Origin of the sequence: Sphingosinicella terrae, assembly GCF_003347635.1 — a bacterium.
Lineage (GTDB): Bacteria > Pseudomonadota > Alphaproteobacteria > Sphingomonadales > Sphingomonadaceae > Allosphingosinicella > Allosphingosinicella terrae.
Map to the genome: position 1 here is coordinate 100,443 of NZ_QDFY01000005.1, position 21,196 is coordinate 121,638.

The 21,196-nt window shown below is 68.3% G+C and carries 20 protein-coding genes and 1 pseudogene; 14 read left to right on the forward strand and 7 right to left on the reverse strand.

The window, feature by feature from the left end:
• Positions 1–381: 381 nt before the first annotated feature.
• The 5 genes from DDE10_RS12455 (at position 382) to DDE10_RS12475 (ending at position 3,969) form a co-directional block, all read left to right on the forward strand.
• Entirely contained in the window at positions 382–1,773 is a 1,392-nt protein-coding gene (locus DDE10_RS12455; protein WP_114953107.1) for an alpha/beta fold hydrolase, read from the forward strand.
• A 197-nt stretch (positions 1,774–1,970) separates the two neighbouring features.
• On the forward strand, positions 1,971–2,372 hold the full coding sequence (locus DDE10_RS12460; RefSeq protein WP_114953108.1) for a VOC family protein: 402 nt from the start codon (positions 1,971–1,973) through the stop codon (positions 2,370–2,372).
• A gap of 128 nt (positions 2,373–2,500) precedes the next feature.
• Positions 2,501–2,809, forward strand: coding sequence for a hypothetical protein (locus DDE10_RS12465; protein ID WP_284734631.1), 309 nt, complete (start codon positions 2,501–2,503; stop codon positions 2,807–2,809).
• A gap of 263 nt (positions 2,810–3,072) precedes the next feature.
• The gene (locus DDE10_RS12470) at positions 3,073–3,528 is read left to right on the forward strand and encodes a VanZ family protein (RefSeq protein ID WP_114953109.1); all 456 of its coding nucleotides are present in this window, start codon (positions 3,073–3,075) and stop codon (positions 3,526–3,528) included.
• A 21-nt stretch (positions 3,529–3,549) separates the two neighbouring features.
• Positions 3,550–3,969, forward strand: coding sequence for a hypothetical protein (locus DDE10_RS12475; RefSeq protein WP_114953110.1), 420 nt, complete (start codon positions 3,550–3,552; stop codon positions 3,967–3,969).
• Positions 3,970–4,248: 279 nt separating this feature from the next.
• Here DDE10_RS12475 and DDE10_RS24065 read toward each other — a convergent pair whose 3' ends face one another.
• The 4 genes and pseudogenes from DDE10_RS24065 to uvrA form a co-directional block, all read right to left on the reverse strand.
• Positions 4,249–4,899 (reverse strand): RloB family protein, encoded by a 651-nt coding sequence (locus DDE10_RS24065; protein ID WP_114953111.1) that lies wholly within the window; start codon positions 4,897–4,899, stop codon positions 4,249–4,251.
• A 2-nt stretch (positions 4,900–4,901) separates the two neighbouring features.
• Positions 4,902–6,206, reverse strand: coding sequence for an AAA family ATPase (locus DDE10_RS12485; RefSeq protein WP_162806592.1), 1,305 nt, complete (start codon positions 6,204–6,206; stop codon positions 4,902–4,904).
• Between the two features lie 225 nt (positions 6,207–6,431).
• Positions 6,432–6,665 (reverse strand): annotated as a pseudogene (locus tag DDE10_RS24070) (hypothetical protein); the annotation flags it as partial.
• 60 nt (positions 6,666–6,725) lie between these two features.
• Positions 6,726–9,974 carry an excinuclease ABC subunit UvrA gene (gene uvrA / locus DDE10_RS12490; protein ID WP_284734632.1) on the reverse strand — a complete coding sequence of 1,083 codons (3,249 nt, stop codon included), beginning with the start codon at positions 9,972–9,974 and terminating at the stop codon, positions 6,726–6,728.
• A gap of 356 nt (positions 9,975–10,330) precedes the next feature.
• Between uvrA and DDE10_RS12500 the strand changes: the two genes are divergently transcribed.
• The 4 genes from DDE10_RS12500 to DDE10_RS12515 all read left to right on the forward strand — a co-directional run bounded on the left by DDE10_RS12500 (position 10,331) and on the right by DDE10_RS12515 (position 12,958).
• Positions 10,331–11,116: a hypothetical protein gene (locus DDE10_RS12500; protein WP_114953113.1), complete on the forward strand. Its 786-nt coding sequence runs from the start codon at positions 10,331–10,333 to the stop codon at positions 11,114–11,116.
• Between the two features lie 340 nt (positions 11,117–11,456).
• Positions 11,457–11,765, forward strand: coding sequence for a hypothetical protein (locus DDE10_RS12505; protein ID WP_114953114.1), 309 nt, complete (start codon positions 11,457–11,459; stop codon positions 11,763–11,765).
• Between the two features lie 66 nt (positions 11,766–11,831).
• On the forward strand, positions 11,832–12,017 hold the full coding sequence (locus tag DDE10_RS12510; RefSeq protein WP_114953115.1) for a hypothetical protein: 186 nt from the start codon (positions 11,832–11,834) through the stop codon (positions 12,015–12,017).
• Between the two features lie 119 nt (positions 12,018–12,136).
• Entirely contained in the window at positions 12,137–12,958 is an 822-nt protein-coding gene (locus DDE10_RS12515; RefSeq protein WP_114953116.1) for an ion transporter, read from the forward strand.
• Positions 12,959–12,971: 13 nt separating this feature from the next.
• On the opposite strand, the gene DDE10_RS12520 is transcribed toward DDE10_RS12515, so the two are convergent.
• Positions 12,972–13,898: an alpha/beta fold hydrolase gene (locus DDE10_RS12520; protein ID WP_114953117.1), complete on the reverse strand. Its 927-nt coding sequence runs from the start codon at positions 13,896–13,898 to the stop codon at positions 12,972–12,974.
• A complete protein-coding gene (locus DDE10_RS12525) occupies positions 13,895–14,617 on the reverse strand; it encodes a sterol desaturase family protein (RefSeq protein ID WP_114953118.1) in 723 nt (240 codons plus the stop codon). Before DDE10_RS12525 ends, DDE10_RS12520 begins: the two co-directional genes overlap by 4 nt.
• Positions 14,618–14,769: 152 nt before the next feature.
• On the opposite strand from DDE10_RS12525, the gene DDE10_RS12530 reads away from it, so the two are divergent.
• The 4 genes from DDE10_RS12530 to DDE10_RS12545 all read left to right on the forward strand — a co-directional run bounded on the left by DDE10_RS12530 (position 14,770) and on the right by DDE10_RS12545 (position 19,809).
• The gene (locus tag DDE10_RS12530) at positions 14,770–15,438 is read left to right on the forward strand and encodes a TetR/AcrR family transcriptional regulator (protein WP_114953119.1); all 669 of its coding nucleotides are present in this window, start codon (positions 14,770–14,772) and stop codon (positions 15,436–15,438) included.
• A 375-nt stretch (positions 15,439–15,813) separates the two neighbouring features.
• Complete coding sequence (locus DDE10_RS12535) at positions 15,814–16,143, forward strand: UrcA family protein (protein WP_162806593.1); 330 nt, start codon at positions 15,814–15,816, stop codon at positions 16,141–16,143.
• Between the two features lie 499 nt (positions 16,144–16,642).
• Entirely contained in the window at positions 16,643–17,134 is a 492-nt protein-coding gene (locus DDE10_RS12540; protein WP_114953121.1) for a RidA family protein, read from the forward strand.
• Complete coding sequence (locus DDE10_RS12545; RefSeq protein WP_114953122.1) at positions 17,131–19,809, forward strand: prolyl oligopeptidase family serine peptidase; 2,679 nt, start codon at positions 17,131–17,133, stop codon at positions 19,807–19,809. The genes DDE10_RS12540 and DDE10_RS12545 overlap by 4 nt, the downstream gene beginning before the upstream one ends.
• An 85-nt stretch (positions 19,810–19,894) precedes the next feature.
• On the opposite strand, the gene DDE10_RS12550 is transcribed toward DDE10_RS12545, so the two are convergent.
• Positions 19,895–20,629: a helix-turn-helix domain-containing protein gene (locus DDE10_RS12550; RefSeq protein WP_114953123.1), complete on the reverse strand. Its 735-nt coding sequence runs from the start codon at positions 20,627–20,629 to the stop codon at positions 19,895–19,897.
• An 86-nt stretch (positions 20,630–20,715) separates the two neighbouring features.
• Between DDE10_RS12550 and DDE10_RS12555 the strand changes: the two genes are divergently transcribed.
• Entirely contained in the window at positions 20,716–21,165 is a 450-nt protein-coding gene (locus DDE10_RS12555; RefSeq protein ID WP_284734633.1) for a DUF6265 family protein, read from the forward strand.
• Positions 21,166–21,196: the final 31 nt, after the last annotated feature.

Genomic DNA, 21,196 nt, shown 5'->3' on the forward strand with positions numbered 1-21,196 from the left:
GTTCCACGCGGCGACGGCTCGCGGTGGCGGGGGAGTCGCGCGGCGAGTAAGGCGGCGGCGGACACGGCAGGGGCCTGAGCACCGGCCAGCCGGCGGGCGGCACCTTCGCACCTGCGCTCGGTCGATCATGAGATCTCATTGGCTTGTCCCCTTCGACCGAAGCGCATGAAGAGATCCCGGCGTCCGCCAGGATGACGGAGAGGAGGATTTCCTCACTCGCCTGTGCGGCGCGTCGACGCGGGCGTTCGCGTCGGCGGGCGCTCCCCCTTGGAGCCGACTGCGTTCCGATAGCCTCAGAACGGCCGCTCCAGGATTCGATTGCCGCGATTTTCGAGCCGCCAGACGATTCCGTCCGACGGCAGACCGCTCTAAGGGCGGCGCATGTTGAAGTCCCTCGCCAAAGCCGCCTTCCTTTTCTCTATCCTCGCCTTCGCTACACCGGCCGCCGCGCAATCCTTTCAGCCCTGCGACGATGCCTCGGCGCTGCCGTCGCTGGCGGGCTCGCTGTGCATGATCGTCCAGGCCCCATTGGACCCGGAGGGGGATCCGGCGTCGGGGGCCGGAAGCCTCGCGCTTTTCGTGCGGAAGCTCCCCGCTCCCGAGCCGGCGCGCCGGGTCGGCGAGATCTGGCTCGTCGCCGGCGGCCCCGGCGAATCCGGCGCCGCCTTCCTTCCGGTGCTTCCGGTGCTCAGGCGCGCCTTCCCCGATCATGATCTCGTCATCCCCGATCACCGCGGCACCGGCTATTCGGCCAAGCTCTGCCCGGACGAGGAATCGCCGGAAAGCCCCGAAGGCCTTTCGCTGGCGGGGGAGGAGTGGGGCCCGTGCATCGGGGCGATGCACGCGAACGCCGCCCGCACCCGCGCCTTCACCATCACCAACGCCGCGCACGATCTGGCGGGGCTCATCGCGCGCCATCGCCAAGCCGGCGACGTCCATGTCTACGGCGTATCCTACGGCACCCAACTCATCCTGCGCATGATGCAGGTGGCGCCCGTCGCGCTCGACGGCATCATCCTCGACGGGTTGGTGCCGCCCGAATCCGAGCCGCGCTGGGATCTGAGCCACCGGACCGAGGTCGTCGACGCGGTCGGGCGCGCGATCCTGTCGCCCGCCCAGGCGGAGCAGTATCGCGCCATCCTGTCCCGGACCCAGCCGGCATGGGGCGGCGACGTGCCCGGCGGGGATCTGCGGCGCTTCATGGGGCGCCTGCTGAACTTTCCCGAGCTGCGTTCCCGGATTCCCGCCATCATCGAGGGACTGTCGCGCGACGATCCCGCGGCGCTGAACGCGGCGGCGGCCGCGCTGCAGGCCAGCCTGGCCGGATTGAACGCCACGGCGCAATCGCCCGCCTCGCTGCCGCTGGTGATGCTCATCAGCGGCTCCGAGAATAATGGCCGGCGGGACCTCGATGCGGAGACCGTGGCGCAGGAAGCCGCCGGCGCCCTGTTCACCAGCCCGCTGCCCGGCCTCCTGGTCGGCAACCCGGCCCCGCTCTACGATCGCGATCGCTTCTTCGGGGGCGTGCCCCGGCCGCTGCCGCGCACGCTCGTCGTCCATGGCACGCTCGATCCGAACACGCCCTATGAGGGCGCGCGCGCTCACGCGGCGGCCCTGGCCGCCGCCGGGGGCGACGTCGGCTTCGCGACGGTGACGGGGGGCGCCCATTTCCTGCCGCTCGTCGCGCCCGAATGTTTCGTCCGGATCGGGTCCGCCTTCGTCGGATCGGGCGCGGTCGTGGAAAACTGTCGCTCGTCGCCGGACCGGGAGTAGCGGGCGAAGCGCACCGATTTGCCGCTTCGCCACGCCGGATCGCACCGACACAGGGAAGATCCCGCAGCCGCGCTTTGCCGAGCCGAACCGCGCCTTTCGGTCGCGCTGCGGCCTGGAGGAACCCGCACGCGGAAGCTCGAGGACCCGGGGACGGAGCGCAGGGGCGATGTAAGTCTTCTCCCGTAAGGGAGGCGAGCATGCTGGAGTTTCGAAAGGTGGCGACGCGGCTTCCGGCGAAGGACCTGGACCGTGCCCGGGCCTGGTATGCCGAGAAGCTCGACCTTCATCCGGTCGAGGAGCGGCCGGGCGGGCTCCGCTATCTGGTCGGCAGCGGGGAGTTCGCCTTGTTCGCGTCGGCGGGCGCTTCGGACGGCTCCTTCACGCAGATGAGCTTCGAGGTCGCCGACCTGCGCGCCGCCGTCGCGGCGCTGCGGGGGCGCGGGGTGGTGTTCGAGGAATATGAGGGACCGCTCGCCACCGAGGACGGCATCGCCACCGTCGACGGCAATTATCCGAGCAAGGGCAAAGGCGAACTCGGCGCCTGGTTCCGGGACAGCGAGGGCAATCTGATCGGAATCGGGCAGCCCGTTCGGGCGTGAGCCTGGACGCGCAGACCGGCAGGAAGGCGGCATGACGCTCCGCCGCCTCGACTTCGGCGCCGGGGTCTCCGACAATGCGCGGGGCCGGGCCGATCGCGCGCCGGCAGGGAACCAAAAGGAGGTCATCCATGCGTGCCGTCCTGCTTACCTTGCCTGCTCTCGCCGCCCTGGCCGGGGCGCCGCTCGCGGCGGCGTTGCCGCCGCAGCATCAGCGCCTTGCCGAGCTGCGTGCGGTGCTCGCCGATCCGGCGGTGGCGCAGGCGCTCGGCACGACGCCGATCGACCGGATCGAGCATGCCGGACCCGACCTCTACCGGGTGAGTGCCGGCCCCTGCACCATCGAGGTCGCCATCGTCGACCGGACCGGGGTGCCGGCGCGGCCGGGGCCGCGACAATTCGTGACCCGCGCCGGCCCGCGTCACTGCGCGGAGGAGTGAGCGGGGAGCCGGAGTGGCCGACACGGCGGCCGGCACCGAGCCTGCCAGGGTCGGTTCCTGCGGGAGGTGGGAGCGAGTTGAGACCGACGCTGATCGGCGTTCGCCAGGCGAGGCGCGGGATCGGGCCGACCGGCGCTCAAGGGGGCCGGCCCGGCGCATCGGCGGCCCGGTCGGCTCGCAGTAAACGACTCGCCAGATTTCGCAGGGACTTTGGGTCGCGTCTCGGTTTGAAAGCGTAATTCTCGGGTGCTAGCGCTGGAGACATGCCGCCCGTTTCCCTTTGGCTCATTGCTCTCCTGGTAGTCGTGACAGCCGCGGCCCTGCTGGCGCCGCCTGTGGCAACTGGATGGCAGCTCGAGCCTTTCAGCTGCGATCTTGGCGGTTCACCCGATTGGGCGGCGACGATTCTCAATCGTCGGCACCTGATCTCGTACGGCATATTGGCGGCGCTCGCCTTCCGGGTGTTTCGCAATCAATCGATCTGGACGCCGATAATCTTCATGGTCGCCGTCACCGGTGCCGTCGAGGTCGAACAGGCGATATTCGGGTCCGGTCATTGTCGACTACGCGATATGGTCCCCAACCTAGCAGCCATCACGATCGGCTGGCTGGCGGCACTTCTGATTGCGCGACTACGCCGGAATTCAGACCGAGACACGGCTCGATTTCGGCATGTCTTGACCCGCCGCGCGCGGGGGCGCAGCTTCGACGACGCGTGACCGACTTCGGGGGAGGGGGAAATGCAGGATATCTGGATGATCGGCATCGTCGCCTTCGCGGTGCCGCTGCTGATGATCGGTGCGATCAGCTTCGGACTTCGCTTCTTCGTCGCGCTGGGCGCGCCTCCGTCCAGGCGGGCGGCCTGGACGGTGGGACTCGCCTACCTGATCACCTCGGCGATCATCGTCTTCGGGGCGCCCGACGAAATCGCCTACTATGGGCCGCTGGCAGCGCTTCCGGGCGGCCTGATCGCCTTCTGGTTCTGGCGCAGCGACTTCCGCCGCGGCTGGGTCGAGAATGAAGCGGGGCTCGCGGACGGGGCGGTGCTCGCCAATGACGACTGGCGCATCGGCATCCTCCAGCTGCTGGCCGTCATGGTCCTGGTGATCGGCATCGTCCTGCTGCGCGCCGTCAGATCGGGCGTCTTCGGGTCTCCGTGAAGATGAGGGGATGCAGGAATGGCCGACGCATCGCGGCGCGCGACGATCCATATGGCGATGGTTGAGATGCGGTATCAAGTGTGACGCTGACGCGCGATAGGCGGCGCGCATGACTGAGCTAAGTAATATATCCCCGGAGTTCCATGATGACTAAGTTAAGTAATATGTCCCCGGAGTTCCATGATGACTAAGTTAAGTAATATGTCCCCGGAATTCTGTCCATGCCCCCAGAACTACACCCGGAACTCACAATGCAGAGTAGGGTAACATGCCGAGAACTCAAGCTTTAACTTCACCCAGAATCTTCAAAACGACCAAGTGCATCGATGTAGACGGGTTCGGCTCACCGGTGTCATCTGCGTCGGACGCAGCCATCTTTGCGTTCTTTGCAGCTTCAGGTGTGCGCGGAAGAAGTTTCTCTATCTCGTCGCGATCAGACTTTGAGTATCTCGGTAAGAACTTCTTAAGCTCTGATATTACGGCACCTGCGGGGGACTTGTTTCCAGTAGAAGTAAATGGCGCACGGCGATATACAAAGTGAAACAGAAACCAAACTTCGATGCACGGATACGACACTATCGCAGAGAAGCTTCGTTTGCCCGACTTCTTATCGGTATCCTCGCATATTTCAAGAGCTCTGGTGAAACGTTCGACGGGATGTGAATCTCTATCTATCAAACAGTAACAAAAGTCATAATCCCCATCTGAGGTGAATTTCTGGCGAGCGAACTCTACAACGCTGAGAGGATCGGTCCCACACTCTCGTCCATAGAGATCCACAGATACATTTGACGCTCCGTGTTCCCTAATCAGAAGTGAAAGGTATAACCCTTCTGTCTTTGCTCCCTCTGACACAATTAGTATCCGAGCCCTTGCTCGACGGCTACCCCTTTTTCTGCCAAGCTGACTAAGAGTGCGGATGGGCCTCATTATTAATCAATCTCAGGAAGACAGTCGGCGAGTAATCCCGCAGCAATGACTGGGATTCCGCCATATCGCCCGCCGAGATATCCTTTGTCCAATGCCTCACCTTTTCGCGGAGAAAAGTCTGATAATGGAATTAGCTCCGCACCCATGCCATCGCTTTCTATTAGCCAAACTTGGTCTCGCCTAAGTCGATGCTGGGCAAGCACACTTGTGTCATGGGACGTAAATATTAGCTGAGCTCGTAACAAATTTTGCGATGTATCAGCAAACAGATCAACTAAAAATCGAACAATCACTGGGTGGAGGCTAGTATTAATTTCGTCGACAATTAGGCAGCGTCCGTATTCAAGTGCCTCGAATAATGGACCTGCCATGCCAAATAGAATCTGCGTCCCGGTGGACTCTCGGTTTAGCGAGAACAACTGAGTCTTGTCTTGGCCGGCCTTTTTTTGGAAGCGAACCTTCCATCTTGCCTTGAACTCACTCTCTCCCAACTCAGATTTAATTGTCTCTAAGAATTTGGCCGCAAATGTCGAATTCAGAAAGTTCTCGTCAATCTCGTCTTCCTCGATCTCTACATCGACAACATTGATGTCAAGGGCCTGTAGGAAAGACACTATCTGCCTACGCCGGGCGGCGCTCTCCAAGCACATTCTTGCCGTAACATTCTTCAGAATAGGGCTAGAGATGTCTAGCGTAACGAGATACGTCGTTAGCCACTCCCATGCAGGGAACAAATCTTCAGCGTTCAAGCTAACCGCGGTAGATAGAAAAAGTGAGTTGTCCCTTGTAACATCTTGCCAAGTGGCGCGCCGTCCCGATAGTGCATCGCCGAACGTATAATTATAACGTTCTTCATCACTTATGTACGTCCGTTCGTACATCTTCCTAAACCTGACGGACTTGTCTGCAACGCTCAGCCGCTCATAGGTAATTCTGTCCGAGACGTGGGAAAACTCGAAGTCAAATACTGTGCCTCTCATTGAAAATACCAATCGATAAGACGTCGGCTGATCCGAGCATCCATCGGTAAGCAAATTCGGATAGTAGGGTATTTTTTCAGACTTCTGAGACTCGGCGGCGGACTTTTTCACAATCTGAGATATGAATCTCATCGCGGAGACCAAAGTCGACTTACCGCTATTATTTTTTCCCAGGATTAGCGCTGAGGTTAGGGCTTGTGTTTCAGCCATGTCACCTACTGGCACGGTGTGCCCGTCCTCGACGTCCTTCAGCTTCGTCGCAACCAAACTGAGAGTGCTCTCGCAAGCGAAGGCGCGGTCGTTTGCGATCGTGAAGCTCAGCAGCATTCCCGTCCTTTCGAGGCCAATTTCGCGGACTTTCTGCAAATCCTCTGCTAAAATCAAGTTAATTCGGTCGTGGCACAGGGGAACGGGTGTCGCTACCGATGTCGGTCGGCCCCGCAAGATGTACCTAAGACAGAGCCTCTGTGGCCAGAATGCGCCGTCGCGTGGCCCCGGCTTTTGCGTCGACCCTCTTCTTCAGCAGATGTTTCCAGCCGTTCCTCTGCCGACCTACTCCGCCGCTTCCCGCTGGCGCATCAAAGCGGAGGAACCTCGCTTCTTTCTGGCTGGCGCGGCCACGGCTTCCGCGACTCGCGGGTTGAGCAGGGCCTTGAGATAGGCGCCGGTATAGGAGCGGGGTTCCTCCGAAACCTGTTCAGGGGTGCCTTCGGCGACGATCTCGCCACCCTTGTCCCCACCTTCGGGTCCAAGATCCAGCACCCAGTCCGCGGTCTTGATGACTTCGCGCTTCGCGTGTGCTCGATCTGACCGTCCCCCGGACGGTCCGCCCTTCGGGCACCACGACTACTCGGCCGCTTCTCGCTGACGCAGCGAAGCGGAGGAACCCCGCTTCTTTTTCGGCTGTGCGGCCACGACCTCCGCGGCTTTCCCCTTGAGCAAGGGCTTGAGATAGGCACCGGTGTACGAGCGGGGTTCCTGGGCCACAACTTCGGGCGTCCCCTCGGCGACGATCTCTCCGCCCTTGTCGCCACCTTCGGGCCCAAGATCGAGCACCCAGTCCGCGGTCTTGATCACCTCAAGGTTGTGCTCGATGACCACCACCGTGTTGCCCTGCTCGACCAAAGCATGGAGCACCTCGAGCAGCTTCCGCACGTCCTCGAAATGCAGCCCCGTCGTCGGCTCGTCGAGGATGTAGAGCGTCTGCCCGGTCGCCCTTCGCGACAGCTCCTTGGCGAGCTTCACCCGCTGGGCCTCGCCGCCGCTGAGCGTGGTCGCCTGCTGGCCGACCTTGATATAGCCCAAGCCGACTTCCTCGAGCATCCGCATCTTGTCGCGGATGGCGGGAACGGCCTTGAAGAATTCGGCGGCGTCCTCGACGGTCATGTCGAGCACGTCGGCGATCGACTTGCCCTTGAACTTCACCTCCAGCGTCTCGCGATTGTAGCGCTGGCCGTGGCAGACGTCGCAGGTGACGTAGACGTCGGGCAGGAAGTGCATCTCGATCTTGAGCAGGCCGTCGCCGGCGCAGGCCTCGCAGCGGCCGCCCTTGACGTTGAAGCTGAACCGGCCCGGCTTGTAGCCGCGGGCCTGCGCCTCGGGCAGGCCGGCGAACCAGTCGCGTATCTGGGTGAAGGCGCCGGTATAGGTCGCCGGATTGGAGCGCGGGGTGCGGCCGATCGGCGACTGATCGATGTCGATCACCTTGTCGAGATATTCGAGGCCGCTGACCTTGTCATGCCGCCCCGCCTGGATGCGGGCGCCGTTGAGGTGGCGCGCCGCCGCCGCGTAGAGCGTGTCGATGGTGAAGCTCGACTTGCCCGATCCGGAGACGCCGGTGATGCAGGTGAACGTCCCCAGCGGGATCGAGGCGGAGACGCTCTTGAGGTTGTTGGCGCGGGCGCCGTGGACGGTGAGCTTCTTGCCATTGCCCTTGCGGCGCTTGTCCGGAAGCGGCACCGCGCGGCGGCCGGTGAGATAGTCGGCGGTGAGGCTGTCCTCGCAGGCGAGCACCTCGTCGAGGGTGCCGCGCGCGACCACCTGGCCGCCATGGGCGCCGGCGCCCGGCCCCATGTCGATGACGTAATCGGCGGTGCGGATCGCATCCTCGTCATGCTCGACGACGATCACGGTATTGCCGAGGTCGCGAAGCCGCTTCAGCGTGACGAGGAGGCGGTCATTGTCGCGCTGGTGGAGGCCGATGCTCGGCTCGTCGAGCACGTAGAGCACGCCCGACAGGCCGGAGCCGATCTGGCTGGCTAGGCGGATGCGCTGGCTCTCGCCGCCCGACAGGGTGCCGGAGGTGCGGTTGAGGTCGAGATAGTCGAGCCCGACATTGTTGAGGAAGCCGAGCCGCTCGTTGATCTCCTTGAGGATCGCCCGGGCGATCTCGCTCTGGGTGGGGTTGAGCTTCTCGTCGAGGGTCGAGAACCAGGCCAGAGCGTGGCGGACGCTGCGCGCGGTCGCCTGGCTGATATGCTCGCCGGCGATCTTCACCGCGAGCGGCTCCGGCCGGAGACGGGCGCCGAGGCAGGTCTCGCAGGGCGCGGAGGACTGATATTTGGCGAGCTCCTCGCGCATCCAGGCGCTCTCGGTCTGCAGCATCCGGCGCTGGAGATTGCCGATGACGCCGTCGAACGCCTTCTTGACCTCGTAGCTCTTGCGGCCGTCGACGAAGCGCAGGGTGACCGGACGCCCCTTGGTGCCGTTGAGGATGATGTCGTGGACCTCGGCGGGCAGGTCCTGCCAGGGGGTGTCGAGGCTGAAGTCGAACTCGCGGGCGAGGCTGCCGAGCACCTGCATGTAATAAGGGCTGGGCGGGTTGGAGCGGGCCCAGGGCACGATCGCGCCCTTCTTGATGCTGAGCGCCTCGTTGGGGACGATCAGCTCCGCGTCGAACAGCAATTTCTCGCCGAGCCCGTCGCAGGCCGGGCAGGCGCCCTGCGGCGCGTTGAACGAGAAGAGCCGCGGCTCGATCTCGGCGATGGTGAAGCCGGAGACCGGGCAGGCGAACTTCTCGGAAAAGACGATGCGGCCGGGCGGGGCATTGTCCTGGAGGACGGCGCGGTCGGCGGCGTCGGCGAGCGCCTTGGCGACGCCGGTGCGGGCGGAGCTGCGGTCGGAATCGGCGGATTCGGGGGCGGCGCTGTTGGCGCCTTCGACGAGGGTGGGATCGTCGAGCTCGGACGGGACGCAGAAGGTGGCGCGGGCTTCGGCGACCCTCGATGAGCCGCCCTCCCCTTGAAGGGGAGGGCTACGGGTGGGGTGGCGCTGGTCGTCGGGCTCGGTGCCGGCGGGGACTCCACCCCCACCCACCTCCCCCATCAAGGGGGAGGCTTTAGAAGAAGAAGGGGAGGGGCTTGCCGCCGCGCCCGGCGCATCCGCCGGATCCAGGTACACCAGGCCATCCGCCAGCTTCAGCGCCGTCTCGAGGCTGTCGGCCAGCCTTGTCTCGATGCCTTCGCGGACGACGAGGCGGTCGACGACGACCTCGATGTCGTGCTTGTACTTCTTGTCGAGGGCGGGGGCTTCCTCGATCTCGTGGAAAATGCCGTCGATGCGGACGCGGGTGAAGCCGGCCTTCTGCCACTCGGCCAGCTCCTTGCGATACTCGCCCTTGCGGCCGCGGACGACCGGGGCGAGCAGATAGAGGCGGGTGCCCTCGGGCAAGGCCATCACCCGGTCGACCATCTGGCTCACCGTCTGGGCGGCGATCGGCTCGCCGGTGACCGGGGAATAAGGAATGCCGACCCGCGCCCACAGCAGGCGCATATAATCGTAGATCTCGGTGACCGTCGCGACCGTCGAGCGCGGATTGCGGCTGGTCGTCTTCTGCTCGATCGAGATGGCGGGGGAGAGGCCCTCGATATGGTCGACGTCGGGCTTCTGCATCATCTCGAGGAACTGGCGCGCATAAGCCGACAGCGACTCGACGTAGCGGCGCTGGCCCTCGGCATAGATGGTGTCGAAGGCGAGGCTGGACTTGCCCGATCCGGACAGGCCGGTGATCACCGTCAGCGTCTCGCGCGGGATATCGACGTCGACGTCCTTGAGATTGTGCTCGCGCGCGCCGCGGACGCTCAGGTGGGTCAGCATACAGGCTTTCCGTTCCAGATTTGTTCTTGGTCTAAATGAGGCCGCGCCGGGCGTCAACGCGAAGGCGGGATGTGGGTGCCGCGCGGGTGGTTGGCAAGGCGGGGCGGCATGCCGTGGTCGCGATGGCGGGACTCCGGCCCCATTCAGTCGTCATCCCGGCGAAAGCCGAGATCTCAATGACTTCCGGGCGCACGAGTGGCCAAGAAGGAGAGAAGGGAGACCCTGGCCGCTTCGACGGGCTCAGGACAGGCCTTCGCCAGGATGACGAACGAGGGTTCTTCCGGAGCAGATCGACGACCGGCGGCGCTTTCCCCGGCCCCGCCGCTCGGCTAGCTCTTGCGGCGGGAGGGGTGCCGATGTCGATGCTGGTTGTTCCGGGGGCCTTGCTGCTCTCGCTCGCGGCGGACGGTGCCGCGGCGGCGACGGGGTTCGAGCCGCTCGCGGCCGTCGGCGCGGCGACGGAGGCCGCGGACGGTGCCGCCGCGCCGCCGCTCCATTGCACCGGCGACCGCCGCTGGTGCGCGCGGATCGACCGGGCGGAAGCGAGGCTGGTGCTGACCGAAAGGGCGGGAGAGGATGCCGGCGCCGGCCGAAGCTGGGCATTGCCGCTGCCCGAGGACGGGATAGACGACCATGAGGTCTGGCCTCATCTCAGGATCGAGGCGGACGGCGCCGTCCTTGCGGGGGTGCTGCGCCGGCGCGGCACCGGCTTTGCCGGCGGCAGCGAGAGCTCGGCGGAGCTCGTGCTGGTGCGGCTGCCGGCCGACCGGTCGGCGCTGAGCGAGGCCGGCGAGCTGCCGGTTTCCGGCGGCGCCGACATCCGCGCCTGCTTCGACGCGGACGACCGCCGCGCCCGGCTCGGCGCCTGCTCGGACGAATATGAGTTCACCGCGTCGATCGCGGCGGAGCCGGTGGACGGGGCGCCGGCGGAGCTGCGGCTCGAGACTCGCGCCCGCACCTTTCCCGGCCGCCGCTCGCGCACCGAGGATTCGCTCGCGGGCCCGCCGCTGCGGCGCGGGGACCTGGTCTGGGCCGAGGATGCGGAATGCAGCTATCGAAGGCGCTTCACCTTCGATGCGGCGAGCGGGCGATACCGGCCGGACGAGGCGCTGCCGGAATGCAGCAATTATTTCGGGTTCTAAGGCGCGGGCGCGCGAGCGCGAGCCCTTCCTTCGCGGGAAGACCATGCCGGCGTTTCAGGTTCGTGCCGGTGAGTTCCGGCCTGCTTGCGGGATGCCGCGGTGCGGGTGGGGACGCCCACGGGGACTCACGCGAAGACGCGAAGGCGCGAAGGGGTCCCCGCCGCGAGCCCGCCCTGCGTCATCCCCGCGGGGACCCGGCTCATCGGCGGCCGTCTGATCCGCGTTGCCTGCCCCTATGATGCGGCGCCTTCGTCGAAGCCTGCCCTGGCTTGGCCGAAGGCGGGCTGCGGCGGCGGCGGCGGGCGGCCATCCTTGCCGGGCTCCAGCGAAAGGGACCGTCATGGCCGTCCGCCGCTTCGCCCTGCTTCTCGCCGCCGCCGGGTCCGTCGCCTCGGCGCAAACGACGCCGCCGCCGCCGCCGGCCGCTGCGGTCCCGCCGCCGCCGCCCGCCTGCGAGAGCCCGGAGCATCGCCAGTTCGACTTCTGGGTCGGGCGCTGGGACGTCTATCCGACCGGCACCGACCGGCTGGTCGCGCACAGCCTGATCGAGAAGCTCTATGGCGGCTGCGCGATCCGCGAGAATTGGATGCCGCTCGGCCGGACGGGCGGCGGCAGCCTCAACGCCTGGCGGCCGGCGGAGCGGCGCTGACGGCAGGTCTGGGCGGATTCGTCGAACGAGTTCACCCACTATGAAGGCGGGATCGAGGCGGGCGCGATGGTGATGACCGCGCCGGCGACCCTGGCCGACGGCCGGGCCGGGCTCGCCCGGATGCGCTTCACGCGCGAGGCGGACGGATCGGTCCGCCAGGTCGGGACCCGGTCGGCCGACGGCGGCGCCACCTGGCAGCCGAGCTACGACTTCACCTACCGGCCGGCGCGGGAGGCGGGCGCGGGGGAGTAAACGCGAGGGGGCGCCCGCCGCCGTCGCGGCCCGGCGCGTCCGGCCAATTGCCACGTCCGACGCTTGGTCTAGTCTCGAGCGGCCGAGTCGCGCCTCCTGTGCGGGCGGCAGGGGGGAAGATGAGGCGGCCGCATCCGGAACGGCATGAATCGGAGCTCGCCCGACTGGAGGGCGACGGGGCATCGAGCCTGCGGCGGAGCGTCCACCTCGCGCTCGATCCGAGCGCCGGCCTCACGTGGACCAGCCTGTTCCTCATCCTCGCCATCGTGGCGGCGACCGCGGCGGCGGTGGCGGAGACCGAGCCGCTCCTTTCCGCCGGCAACGAGGCGCGCTTCCGCGCGGCGGAGATCGGCTTCGGCCTCGTCTTCACCATCGAATATGCGCTGCGCTTCTGGGCGGCGCCCGAAGGGGGAAGATCGCGGCTGGCCTTCGTCCGCTCGCCGGCGGCGATCATCGACCTCGTCGCGATCATCGTCACCGTCCTGCCCTTCATCGGCGCCAATGCCATGCTGCTCCGGCTGGTGCGGGTGGCGCGGCTGCTCCGCATCGCCAAGCTCGGCCGCTTCTCGCGCGCGATGCGGGTGATGGAGCGGGCGCTTCGCGCACGCGCCAGCCACCTCGCCGTTACCATCCTGGTCTTCTTCGTCTTCCTGCTGTTCGGAGCCTCGATCATCTACCTGATCGAGGGGGAGGGGCAGCCCGACAAGTTCGGGAGCATCCCGCGGGCGATGTGGTGGACCGCCGTCACCATGACGACGGTCGGCTATGGCGACGTCGTGCCGATCACCCCCCTCGGGCGGCTGGTGGCCGCCTTGATCTCGATCGGCGGAATCATGACCATCGCGATCCCCACGGGCATCATGGCGGCGGCGTTCAGCGACCTGCTGAAGGAGGAGGAGGCGCTGGAGGCAGCCGCCGCGTCGCAAGCCGAGGCCGAGTGACGGCGGGCCCGGCTCAATCGGCGGCCGACGGGCCGGGCCACGAGCCTTCCAGGAACCTTGCCAGCACCGGGCCGACTTGCTCCGGGCGCTCGTAGACGAGGTTGTGGCCGAGATCGGCGAAGACGTGCGCCTCGGCGTTCGGGAAGGCGGCGACCAAGGCGGCGTGGTGTTCGGCCGGGAAGATCTCGTCGCGGCCGCCGGAGAGGATCAGGACCGGCGCGCGAATGTCGGCGGCGTGGCGGCCGGCGGGGAGGTCGGCGAGCTCGCGGATGACCGCACGCCAGACGTGGGGCGGGACCGCGCGGATCTCGGCGTCGATGGAGCGGGCGAGCGCCGGATCGACCGGGGTCGGGCTCGCCGACGGGCTCCATTGGCGCAGGAATTCGTGATTGGAGTCGATCGGCGCGCGCAGGCCCATGATCAGAGCCCAGAAGGGATCGCCGCGGCGGACCGGCACCAACGCGGTCGAGCCGATCAGCACGAGCCGATCGACCCGATCGGGATGGTCGGCGGCGAGCTGCATCGCGACCAGGCTGCCGAGCGAGTGGCCGGCGATCGCGGCGCGCTCGATGCCCATCGCGTCGAGGAAGAGACGGGCGTCGTCGACGAAATGCGCGAGGGCGTAGCAGCAGGCGGGGGCATCGGAGGCGCCATGGCCGCGCTGGTCGGGGATCAGGATCCGGTGCCGCTGCAGCTGCGGCGCCAGCATCGTCCACACCCGGCTCGTGTCGGTATAGCCGTGGAGGAGGAGCAAGGGCGGCCCGGCCGGATCGCCGAGCTCGACATAGGCCAGCCGGGTTCCGTTCGGCAGGGTCACCTGGCGCTTGCGCTCCGCCCAGCCGGCCTGGTCGATGGGCCGGGCGGCGAGGACCGGCGCCGACAGGGTCGCCAGCACGCAGACGAGCAGCGACATCGCGACCCGGAGGCGAAGCGCGGTCATGCGATCCTCCGGCCGAGCAGCATCGCGCCGAGCCGGCTCGATCCGCCCTCGTGGAAGCCGACCTCGCCCTCGAAGCGCTCGGGGTTGGCGAAGGTGCCGAAGATGATGTCGTAGAGCGGGATGTCGCCGTAATTGCGGCCGTGGATACCGCGCTCGTGATGGAGGCTGTGGCTCTCCGGCCGGGTCACCAGGTAGCCGAGCCAGCGCGGCGTGCGGATATTGGCGTGCTGGAACATCGAGCAGAAGGTCGCGGCGACGTTGACGAGGATCGCCGCCTCGGCACCGATGCCGAAGCCGAGCACCAGGCAGAGGCTGCCGAGAAAGGTCCAGCCGAGCATGTCCAAGGGGTGGAAATAAAAGGCGCCCCAGATGTCCACCCGCTCGGCGCTGTGGTGCATCTGGTGGAACCAGCGCCACAGGAAGGGCGCGTTGTGCATCGTCCGGTGCCAGACGTAGATGCCGAGCTCGAGCAGAAGGAAGCCGCCCGCGACCTGGAGCCAGAGCGGCAGAGTGTCGGCGGGCAGCAGCCGGTGGGCGCCGAGCCAGCCGTCCCACATCAGCGGCGCGAAGGTCGCGGCGGAGAAATAGAGCAAGGCGAAGGCGATCCCCTTCAGCCGCCAGCGGCGCACCTCCGGGAAGGCGCGCGCCCGCACCAGAAGGTCGATCGCGGCGAAGCCGGCGAACAGACCGAAGGCGATATAATGATAAAGACCCAGCATGACCGCTCCTGACCTGGCACCCCTTGCCCGGGCCGGCAGATACAGGCCGAACGCCCTGCCGCTCTAGCAGCTTCGCGGTCGCTTTTCACCGCGGTGGAGAAAAGTCCGCCTTTCTGATAGCTTGCTCCGCATCTTCGGGAGGACGAGCCGACATGGTCGATCGCGTGCTGCAGAAAACCGCACCGGCGGTACGGTTGGAGCCGCCGGCCGCGCAGACCAAGGGCGAGCGGACGCGGGCGCGGCTGCTCGACATCGCCTATGATTCGATCGTCCACAAGGGGTTCGCGGCGACCTCGATCGAGGAGCTGGTCGAGGCGGCGGGGATCACCAAGAGCGGCTTCTTCTACCATTTCAAGGACAAGAACGACCTCGCCCGGCAGCTGCTCGACCGCTTCCTCGGCGAGGACAATGAGATACTCGACACGCTGGGGGCGCGGGCGCGCGAGCTGACCGACGACCCGCTGCAGAGCTTCCTCATCTTCCTCAAGCTCTATGCCGACGTCATGGACGACATGCCCGAGCTCCATCCCGGCTGCCTCGTCGCCACCATCACCTACCAGGACCAGATGTTCGACGCCGAAGTGCGACGGATGAACCGCGACAGCGTGCTCGCGCTGCGCGAGCGCTTCGGCCACTGGCTGACCGAGATCGCGCTCGAGCATCCGCCGCGCGCGCCGGTCGACCTCGACGCCCTCGCCGACCATGTCACGGTCATCGTCGAAGGCGCGATCATCCTGTCGCGCGCGCTCGGCGACCGCCGGCTAATGGGCCGCCAGATGCGGCTGTTCCGCGACCAGGTGAAGACGATCTTCGGAGGGTAGGGGGGACTCCACTCGTCATCCCGTCTTCAGAGCGTACGAAGAAATCGATCACGGATGCTCCGGCTGCCGTCTCCGGCCGTGCATACCGATCGATGAAAGTCTCCGTCATCCCAGCGAAAGCCGGGATCTCGCTGGCTTACGGACTCCCGCTCAGGCTCCGCGGATAAGGAAAAGAGATCCTGGCCTTCGCCAGGATGACGGATAGGGGCATTCGCCACCCGCTCGTCCGCGCGGATGCAGGCAGGTAATAAACTCCCCTTATGCCTGCCGTCGCGGCTTTCATTGGCGGTGCGGAACGGTTTCCCCGATATCGGCCTCGTCGCCCGGCGAACCCCTGCCCCCTTCGGCCGGGCGACATCAAAAGGGAGACTTATCATGTTGCGCCCCTCGACCCTGCTTGCCGCCTTGCTCGCCGCCGCGGCTTCCGTCACCGCCGTCGCTGCCGTCCCCGCCGTGGCGGCGCCGCCCGCCGCGCCGACCCGGACCGTCAGCTTCGCCGATCTCAACCTCGATGCCGCCGCCGGCCGGTCGCGGCTCGCCCAGCGGCTCCGCGCCGCGGTCCGATCGGTCTGCGGCACCGCCTTCCCGGCCGACCTTCGTGCCCAGGCCGAGATGCGCGACTGCCGCGCCGACAGCCTGGCGGCGATCGGCGCCGACCGCCGGGCCGGCCGGGTCGACGTGAGCGAGGTCGCCGGCACCCGCTGACCTGGTTTCCTTCGTTTTCCGTGCTTTCCGAGTCGTCGGTGATTCCACCTGACTTGAAAGCACTCCCGCCCCTTCGGCGGTGCTCCTGGCCCCTCGCACCGCCGGTCCCGGAGGCGGCGCCGTCATCCCCGGCGCCGCCTCCTTTCTTTCGTGCGGCGAGTTCGGGCGTGTTCTGCCTGCTTCGGCGTCTGGCGCCGCCTCCGGAATTTGGCACGCGAAGCCGCGAAGACGCGAAGGGGACCGGCCCACCGTCTCGTCATGCTGGCGAATGCCAGCATCTCGTTCCACCTTCGGAAGAAAAGGGAGATCCCGGCCTGCGCCGGGATGACGGTGGGGTGGTCTCGGGCGCGCTTCGCGGCTTCGCGGCTTCGCGGCTTCGCGTGCACAGGGACTGAGGTGCCGCCTCGCAGAGGCCCGCGGGAAAGGCGGCGACGATGGCCCCTTTCCACCGCTGTCATTTTCGATAAGCTGCACGGAAAAACAGGGGGGAGGCCCACTCATGCGTCACTGGCCGTTGCTCGCTTGCGTCTCGCTCGCCGCCTCGGCGGCGCAGGCGCAGGACGTCGTCCGCACCGGAACGGCGCAGGCGCCGATCGCCACGTCGGTCGAGCTGCCGCCGGACAGCCGGATCGTCTATGTCAGCGGCACCGTCCCCGAGGTCGCCGATCCCTCCGCACCGGAAGGGTCTGTTCAGCGCTACGGCGACACCGCCGCCCAGACCCGGTCGGTGCTCCGCCGGATCGAGGCGCAGCTGCGCGCCCACGGCCTCACCCTCGGCGACATCGTCATGATGCGCGTCTTCCTGGTCGCGCCGCCGGGACAGGCGCGGATGGACTTTGGCGGCATGATGACCGCCTATCGCGAATATTTCGGCACCGAGATTCAGCCTAACAAGCCGGCGCGGTCGACCATGGAAGTGGCCGGGCTCGTCGATCCCGGCTGGCTGGTCGAGATCGAGGTCACCGCCGCCGAGCCGGAGGCGCGCTCGTGAGCCGCCGCCGGTCCGCCGCTTTCGCTCTCGGCCTCGGCCTGCTCGCGCTCGCTCTGCCGGCGGCCGGGCAGAACCCGCCGCCGGCCGGCCCCGACACGCGCCGCCAGGCGCTGCGCGACGCGGAGCGCGACCTGTGGAGCCCCGGCGAGAGCCGCGCGCTGCGGGCCTGGCTGGTCCGCGCCGCCGAGTCGCCGCTCGCCGACGAGGCGCGGCTGGCGCCGGACGGGCCCGGCGCCGGCTGGGCGCCCTACGCCGCCTGGACCGACACGGTCGAGCTCAGCCCGCCGGCCGAAGCCGCGCAGGCCCGATTCCTCTATGCCGCCACCCGGGTCGTGCGCGCCGAGGCGGGTCCGGCCGAGCTGGCGATCGGCAGCCGCGCGCCGCTGCGGATCTGGCTGAACGGCGAGCGGATCGGTGACGTCGCGGCGGCCGATTTCCTCGCCCGCGACCGGGTGAGGATCCCGGTGCGGCTGCGCGCCGGCGAGAACCGGCTGATCGTCCGCGCCGGCCACGAGAGCGGGCCGGCGCGGCTGACGATCCGGCTGCTGGAAGCGAACCAGCCGGTCGCCGAGGCCATGGCGCCGTCGCTGCAGGCGCGGCCGGATGGACGTCTCGTCGTGCGCACCCATGCCGCGGCACCGCGGCCGGCGCAGGTCGCCGCCTTCGCTCCGGGCGGCCGCCTCGTCGCCGAGGCGGCGATCGGGGCCGGGGAGGGCTCGGCCTCGCTCGACGCCTCGGCCTGGCCGGACGGGCCCTACGAGGTCCGGGTCACCGCCGCCGACGGATTCGGCGCGCCGCTCACCTTCTGGCTGCCCTGGCACAAGGGCGATCCCGCCCCGGCGGCGCGGCGGCTGCTGAACCACGCCGCCGCCGCGCCGGCGGGCGAGGCGGAAGGGGCGCATATGCGCCTGCTCGCCGCCTTGCTGACCGACCGCGCCGGGGCCGACCTCTCCGCTCTGGCCTCTCATCCGGAGACGGTCCATTCGGTGCTGATGGAGGCGGCCGAGCTCGAGCTCGGACCGTCCGCGATCGCCCGGCCGTCGGGCTTCGTCCGGCTCGGCTGGATCGATCCGGTCGACGGCTCGCCCCAGTTCTGCCGCGCCTATCTCCCTGCCGGCTATGACGGGGCCCGGGCGTGGCCGACCATCCTCAACCTGCACGGCTTCAACCCGCCCAACCCGCCTTATCTGCGCTTCTGGGGCGTCGACCGGCGCCACGATCCCACCGCCGACCGGTGGGACCTGATCTGGATCGAGCCGCACGGCCGGGCCAATGCCCAATATGGCGGGATCGGCGAGCAGGACGTGCTCAACTGCCTGGAGGCGGCGCGGCGGCGGCTGCGCGTCGATCCGGACCGTCTCCATCTCACCGGGGAGTCGATGGGCGGCTCCGGGACCTGGCTGATCGGCTCGCGCCACCCGGATCTGTTCGCGACGATCGCGCCGGTGTTCGGCGGCTGGGACTTCCGGCTGCATCCCGACGGTCCGTTCGAGGCGCCGGCGACGGCGATGCAGCGGTGGCTGGCCGAGGCGCATAGCAGCTTCGCCGGGGCCGAGCAGCTGGCCCACACGCCGGTATTCGTCCTCCACGGCGACTCCGACCCCGCGGTCGACGTCGCATTCTCCCGCCACATCACCCAGCGGCTCCAGCGCTGGGGCTATGACGTTCGCTACCGCGAATATCCCGGCTGGGCGCACGAGGACCTGCAATATCGCGACCAGGTGGCCGAGTGGATGCTGGGCCGGCGCCGCGCCGAGGCGCCGCGGACGGTGCGGATCCGCTCCGTCGACCTGGCCGGCGCGTCGGCCTGGTGGCTGCGGGCCGACGGTGCCGAGCGACCGCTCGAGATGATCGAGGCCGATGCCGAGATGGTCGAGCCGGGCCGGCTGCGGATCGACACGCGCAACGTCGCCCGGCTCACAGTGTCGCCGCCGGCCGCGCTGCGCGGCGACGGGCCGCTGCGGGTGGTGTGGAACGGGCGGCCGCTCGAGGTCAGGCTCGACGAGACGGGGGAAGGGCGTCTCGCCCTGCCCGGCGCGCCGGACGGTCCGCGGCTCAAGCGCGCCGGGCTCGACGGCGGGCTCGCCAACGTCTTCGCGACGCCGTTCGCGATCGTCGTCGGCACCAGCGCGCGCGATCCGGAGATGCGGCGGCTGACCCGGGAAAAGGCGGAGCGGCTGGCGGACCTGTGGCAGAGCTGGCAGCATGTCCGGCCGCGGGTCGTCGACGACAGCGCGCTGACGCCGGAGATGGAGCGCAGCCTGTCGCTCGTGCTGATCGGCGGGCCGGAGGCCAATATGGTCACGCGCCGGCTGGCGCGGCGGCTGCCGGTGCGGATCGCCGCCGACGCGGTCACCATCGACGGGCGCCGGTTCGCCGCGCGCGACGCGGTCGTCGACCTCGTCTATCCGAGCCCGTCGGCGGAGGGGCGCTACGTCATGCTCGTCGCCGGCACCTCGCCCGCGGGTCTCGGCCTGTGGGATCCCGGCGGCTACTGGCATCCGATCGCGGGCTTCCGCACCAATTTCTACGACTGGACCCTGCGCGACGCCCGCGCCCGGCCGGACGCGCCGGGTGCGCCGGCGGAGCGGAGCTGGATCGCCTCGGGCCTGTTCGACCAGAGCTGGCGCCGCGACGACCGCTGGACGTTCATGGGGACGCCGGCGGCGCCTTGAGTGGCAGTTTCGGCGGGCGGCGCGCGGCGGGGACGCGGTCGATCGGCACGCGAAGCCGCGAAGACGCGAAGGGCGCCCCGATTGTTCAGCCGGGCAGGAACGGCCCCTTCGACGCCTTGCGCGCGCGGGCCGGCGGCTGGCCGGCGAGGGTACGGAAATCCCGATTCATGTGCGGCTGATCGGCGAAGCCGCTGGCCAGAGCATGGTCGGCGAGCGAAAGCCGGTCCGGCACCTCGGCGAAGGCACGCTCGAAGCGGAGCAGGCGCAGATAGGTGCGCGGCGCCATGCCGACATTCCGCGCGAACCAGCGCTGCAGCCCGCGCGGCGACAGGCCGGCGGCGCGGCGCAGATCCTCGACGCGCAGGGCCGACAGGATGGCGAGCCCGGTCTCGCGCAGGCCGGCCGGCGCCTCGGCCAGCCGCCCGGCGAGGAAGGCGGAGGCGGCGGCCGGATCATGGAGACGCTCGCACAGGCCGAGCAGGTTCGGATCGACGATCGGCCGCCAGCTGCTGCGCAAGGAAGCGAGCGGCTCCGGGCTCAGCAGCGACCAGGTCCAGGGCCAGAGCCTGACCGCGTCGAAGCGCGATCCCCGGCCGACCGCGAAGGTCGCCGGCCGCTCGATCAGCCCGACCGCGAAGCAGGCCGGCTGCTCGCCGCCCCAGCGGGAGCGGCCGGCGCTGCGGCGGATGACCTCGACGCAGCCGTCCGGCACCGCGCGATGGTCGATCCAGAGCGGCCCCGCCGCGCCGGCATCGAGCGACCAGAAGGCCTTGACCAGGCCGGCGAGCGGCGCCGGCGCGGGATGCTCGGCATAGTCCATCCCGCCAGCAGAGCGCGAATGTCGCGTCCGTTCAAGACGCGCCGGCCGGAGCGTGCGAGACGGGAGTCGATGAAGAGGAGCAGGCGATGAAGCTGATGCTGATCGGGTCGCTGCTGGCCCTTGCCGCGCCGGCGGCGCAAGGCGGGACGCTGGTGGACGCGCTCGGCTGGATGGCCGGGCGCTGGGAATCGGTCGGAGGCGAAGGCTGGACCGAGGAATTGTGGGCCGCGCCGCGGGGCGGAGCGATGATCGGCTTCAGCCGGTCCGGCCGCGGCGGCGAGGAAAGCGCGTTCGAGCATCTGCGGATCGCGCCGGGCGAGGACGGGGCGCTCGTCTATCTGGCGTCGCCGGGCGGGCGGCCGGCGGTCGTCTTCCGGCTGGTCGAGCGCGGTGAAGGCAGCGCCGCCTTCGCCAATCCGGACCATGATTACCCGCAGCTCATCCGCTATCGCCGCGAAGGCGGGACGCTGACCGCGACCATCTCCGCGGCCGATGGCAGCCGGGCGCACACCTGGACCTACCGGCGCGCGGAGTGAGGCCGTTGGCCGCTTTCCCGGCCGCCGCCGC

Coding starts and splice junctions, on each gene's coding strand:
- DDE10_RS12455 (WP_114953107.1), top strand. CDS start 382: ATGTTGAAGTCCCTCGCCAAAGCCGCCTTCCTTTTCTCTATCCTCGCC.
- DDE10_RS12460 (WP_114953108.1), top strand. CDS start 1,971: ATGCTGGAGTTTCGAAAGGTGGCGACGCGGCTTCCGGCGAAGGACCTG.
- DDE10_RS12465 (WP_284734631.1), top strand. CDS start 2,501: ATGCGTGCCGTCCTGCTTACCTTGCCTGCTCTCGCCGCCCTGGCCGGG.
- DDE10_RS12470 (WP_114953109.1), top strand. CDS start 3,073: ATGCCGCCCGTTTCCCTTTGGCTCATTGCTCTCCTGGTAGTCGTGACA.
- DDE10_RS12475 (WP_114953110.1), top strand. CDS start 3,550: ATGCAGGATATCTGGATGATCGGCATCGTCGCCTTCGCGGTGCCGCTG.
- DDE10_RS24065 (WP_114953111.1), bottom strand. CDS start 4,899: ATGAGGCCCATCCGCACTCTTAGTCAGCTTGGCAGAAAAAGGGGTAGC.
- DDE10_RS12485 (WP_162806592.1), bottom strand. CDS start 6,206: ATGCTGCTGAGCTTCACGATCGCAAACGACCGCGCCTTCGCTTGCGAG.
- uvrA (WP_284734632.1), bottom strand. CDS start 9,974: ATGCTGACCCACCTGAGCGTCCGCGGCGCGCGCGAGCACAATCTCAAG.
- DDE10_RS12500 (WP_114953113.1), top strand. CDS start 10,331: ATGTCGATGCTGGTTGTTCCGGGGGCCTTGCTGCTCTCGCTCGCGGCG.
- DDE10_RS12505 (WP_114953114.1), top strand. CDS start 11,457: ATGGCCGTCCGCCGCTTCGCCCTGCTTCTCGCCGCCGCCGGGTCCGTC.
- DDE10_RS12510 (WP_114953115.1), top strand. CDS start 11,832: ATGGTGATGACCGCGCCGGCGACCCTGGCCGACGGCCGGGCCGGGCTC.
- DDE10_RS12515 (WP_114953116.1), top strand. CDS start 12,137: ATGAGGCGGCCGCATCCGGAACGGCATGAATCGGAGCTCGCCCGACTG.
- DDE10_RS12520 (WP_114953117.1), bottom strand. CDS start 13,898: ATGACCGCGCTTCGCCTCCGGGTCGCGATGTCGCTGCTCGTCTGCGTG.
- DDE10_RS12525 (WP_114953118.1), bottom strand. CDS start 14,617: ATGCTGGGTCTTTATCATTATATCGCCTTCGGTCTGTTCGCCGGCTTC.
- DDE10_RS12530 (WP_114953119.1), top strand. CDS start 14,770: ATGGTCGATCGCGTGCTGCAGAAAACCGCACCGGCGGTACGGTTGGAG.
- DDE10_RS12535 (WP_162806593.1), top strand. CDS start 15,814: ATGTTGCGCCCCTCGACCCTGCTTGCCGCCTTGCTCGCCGCCGCGGCT.
- DDE10_RS12540 (WP_114953121.1), top strand. CDS start 16,643: ATGCGTCACTGGCCGTTGCTCGCTTGCGTCTCGCTCGCCGCCTCGGCG.
- DDE10_RS12550 (WP_114953123.1), bottom strand. CDS start 20,629: ATGGACTATGCCGAGCATCCCGCGCCGGCGCCGCTCGCCGGCCTGGTC.
- DDE10_RS12555 (WP_284734633.1), top strand. CDS start 20,716: ATGAAGCTGATGCTGATCGGGTCGCTGCTGGCCCTTGCCGCGCCGGCG.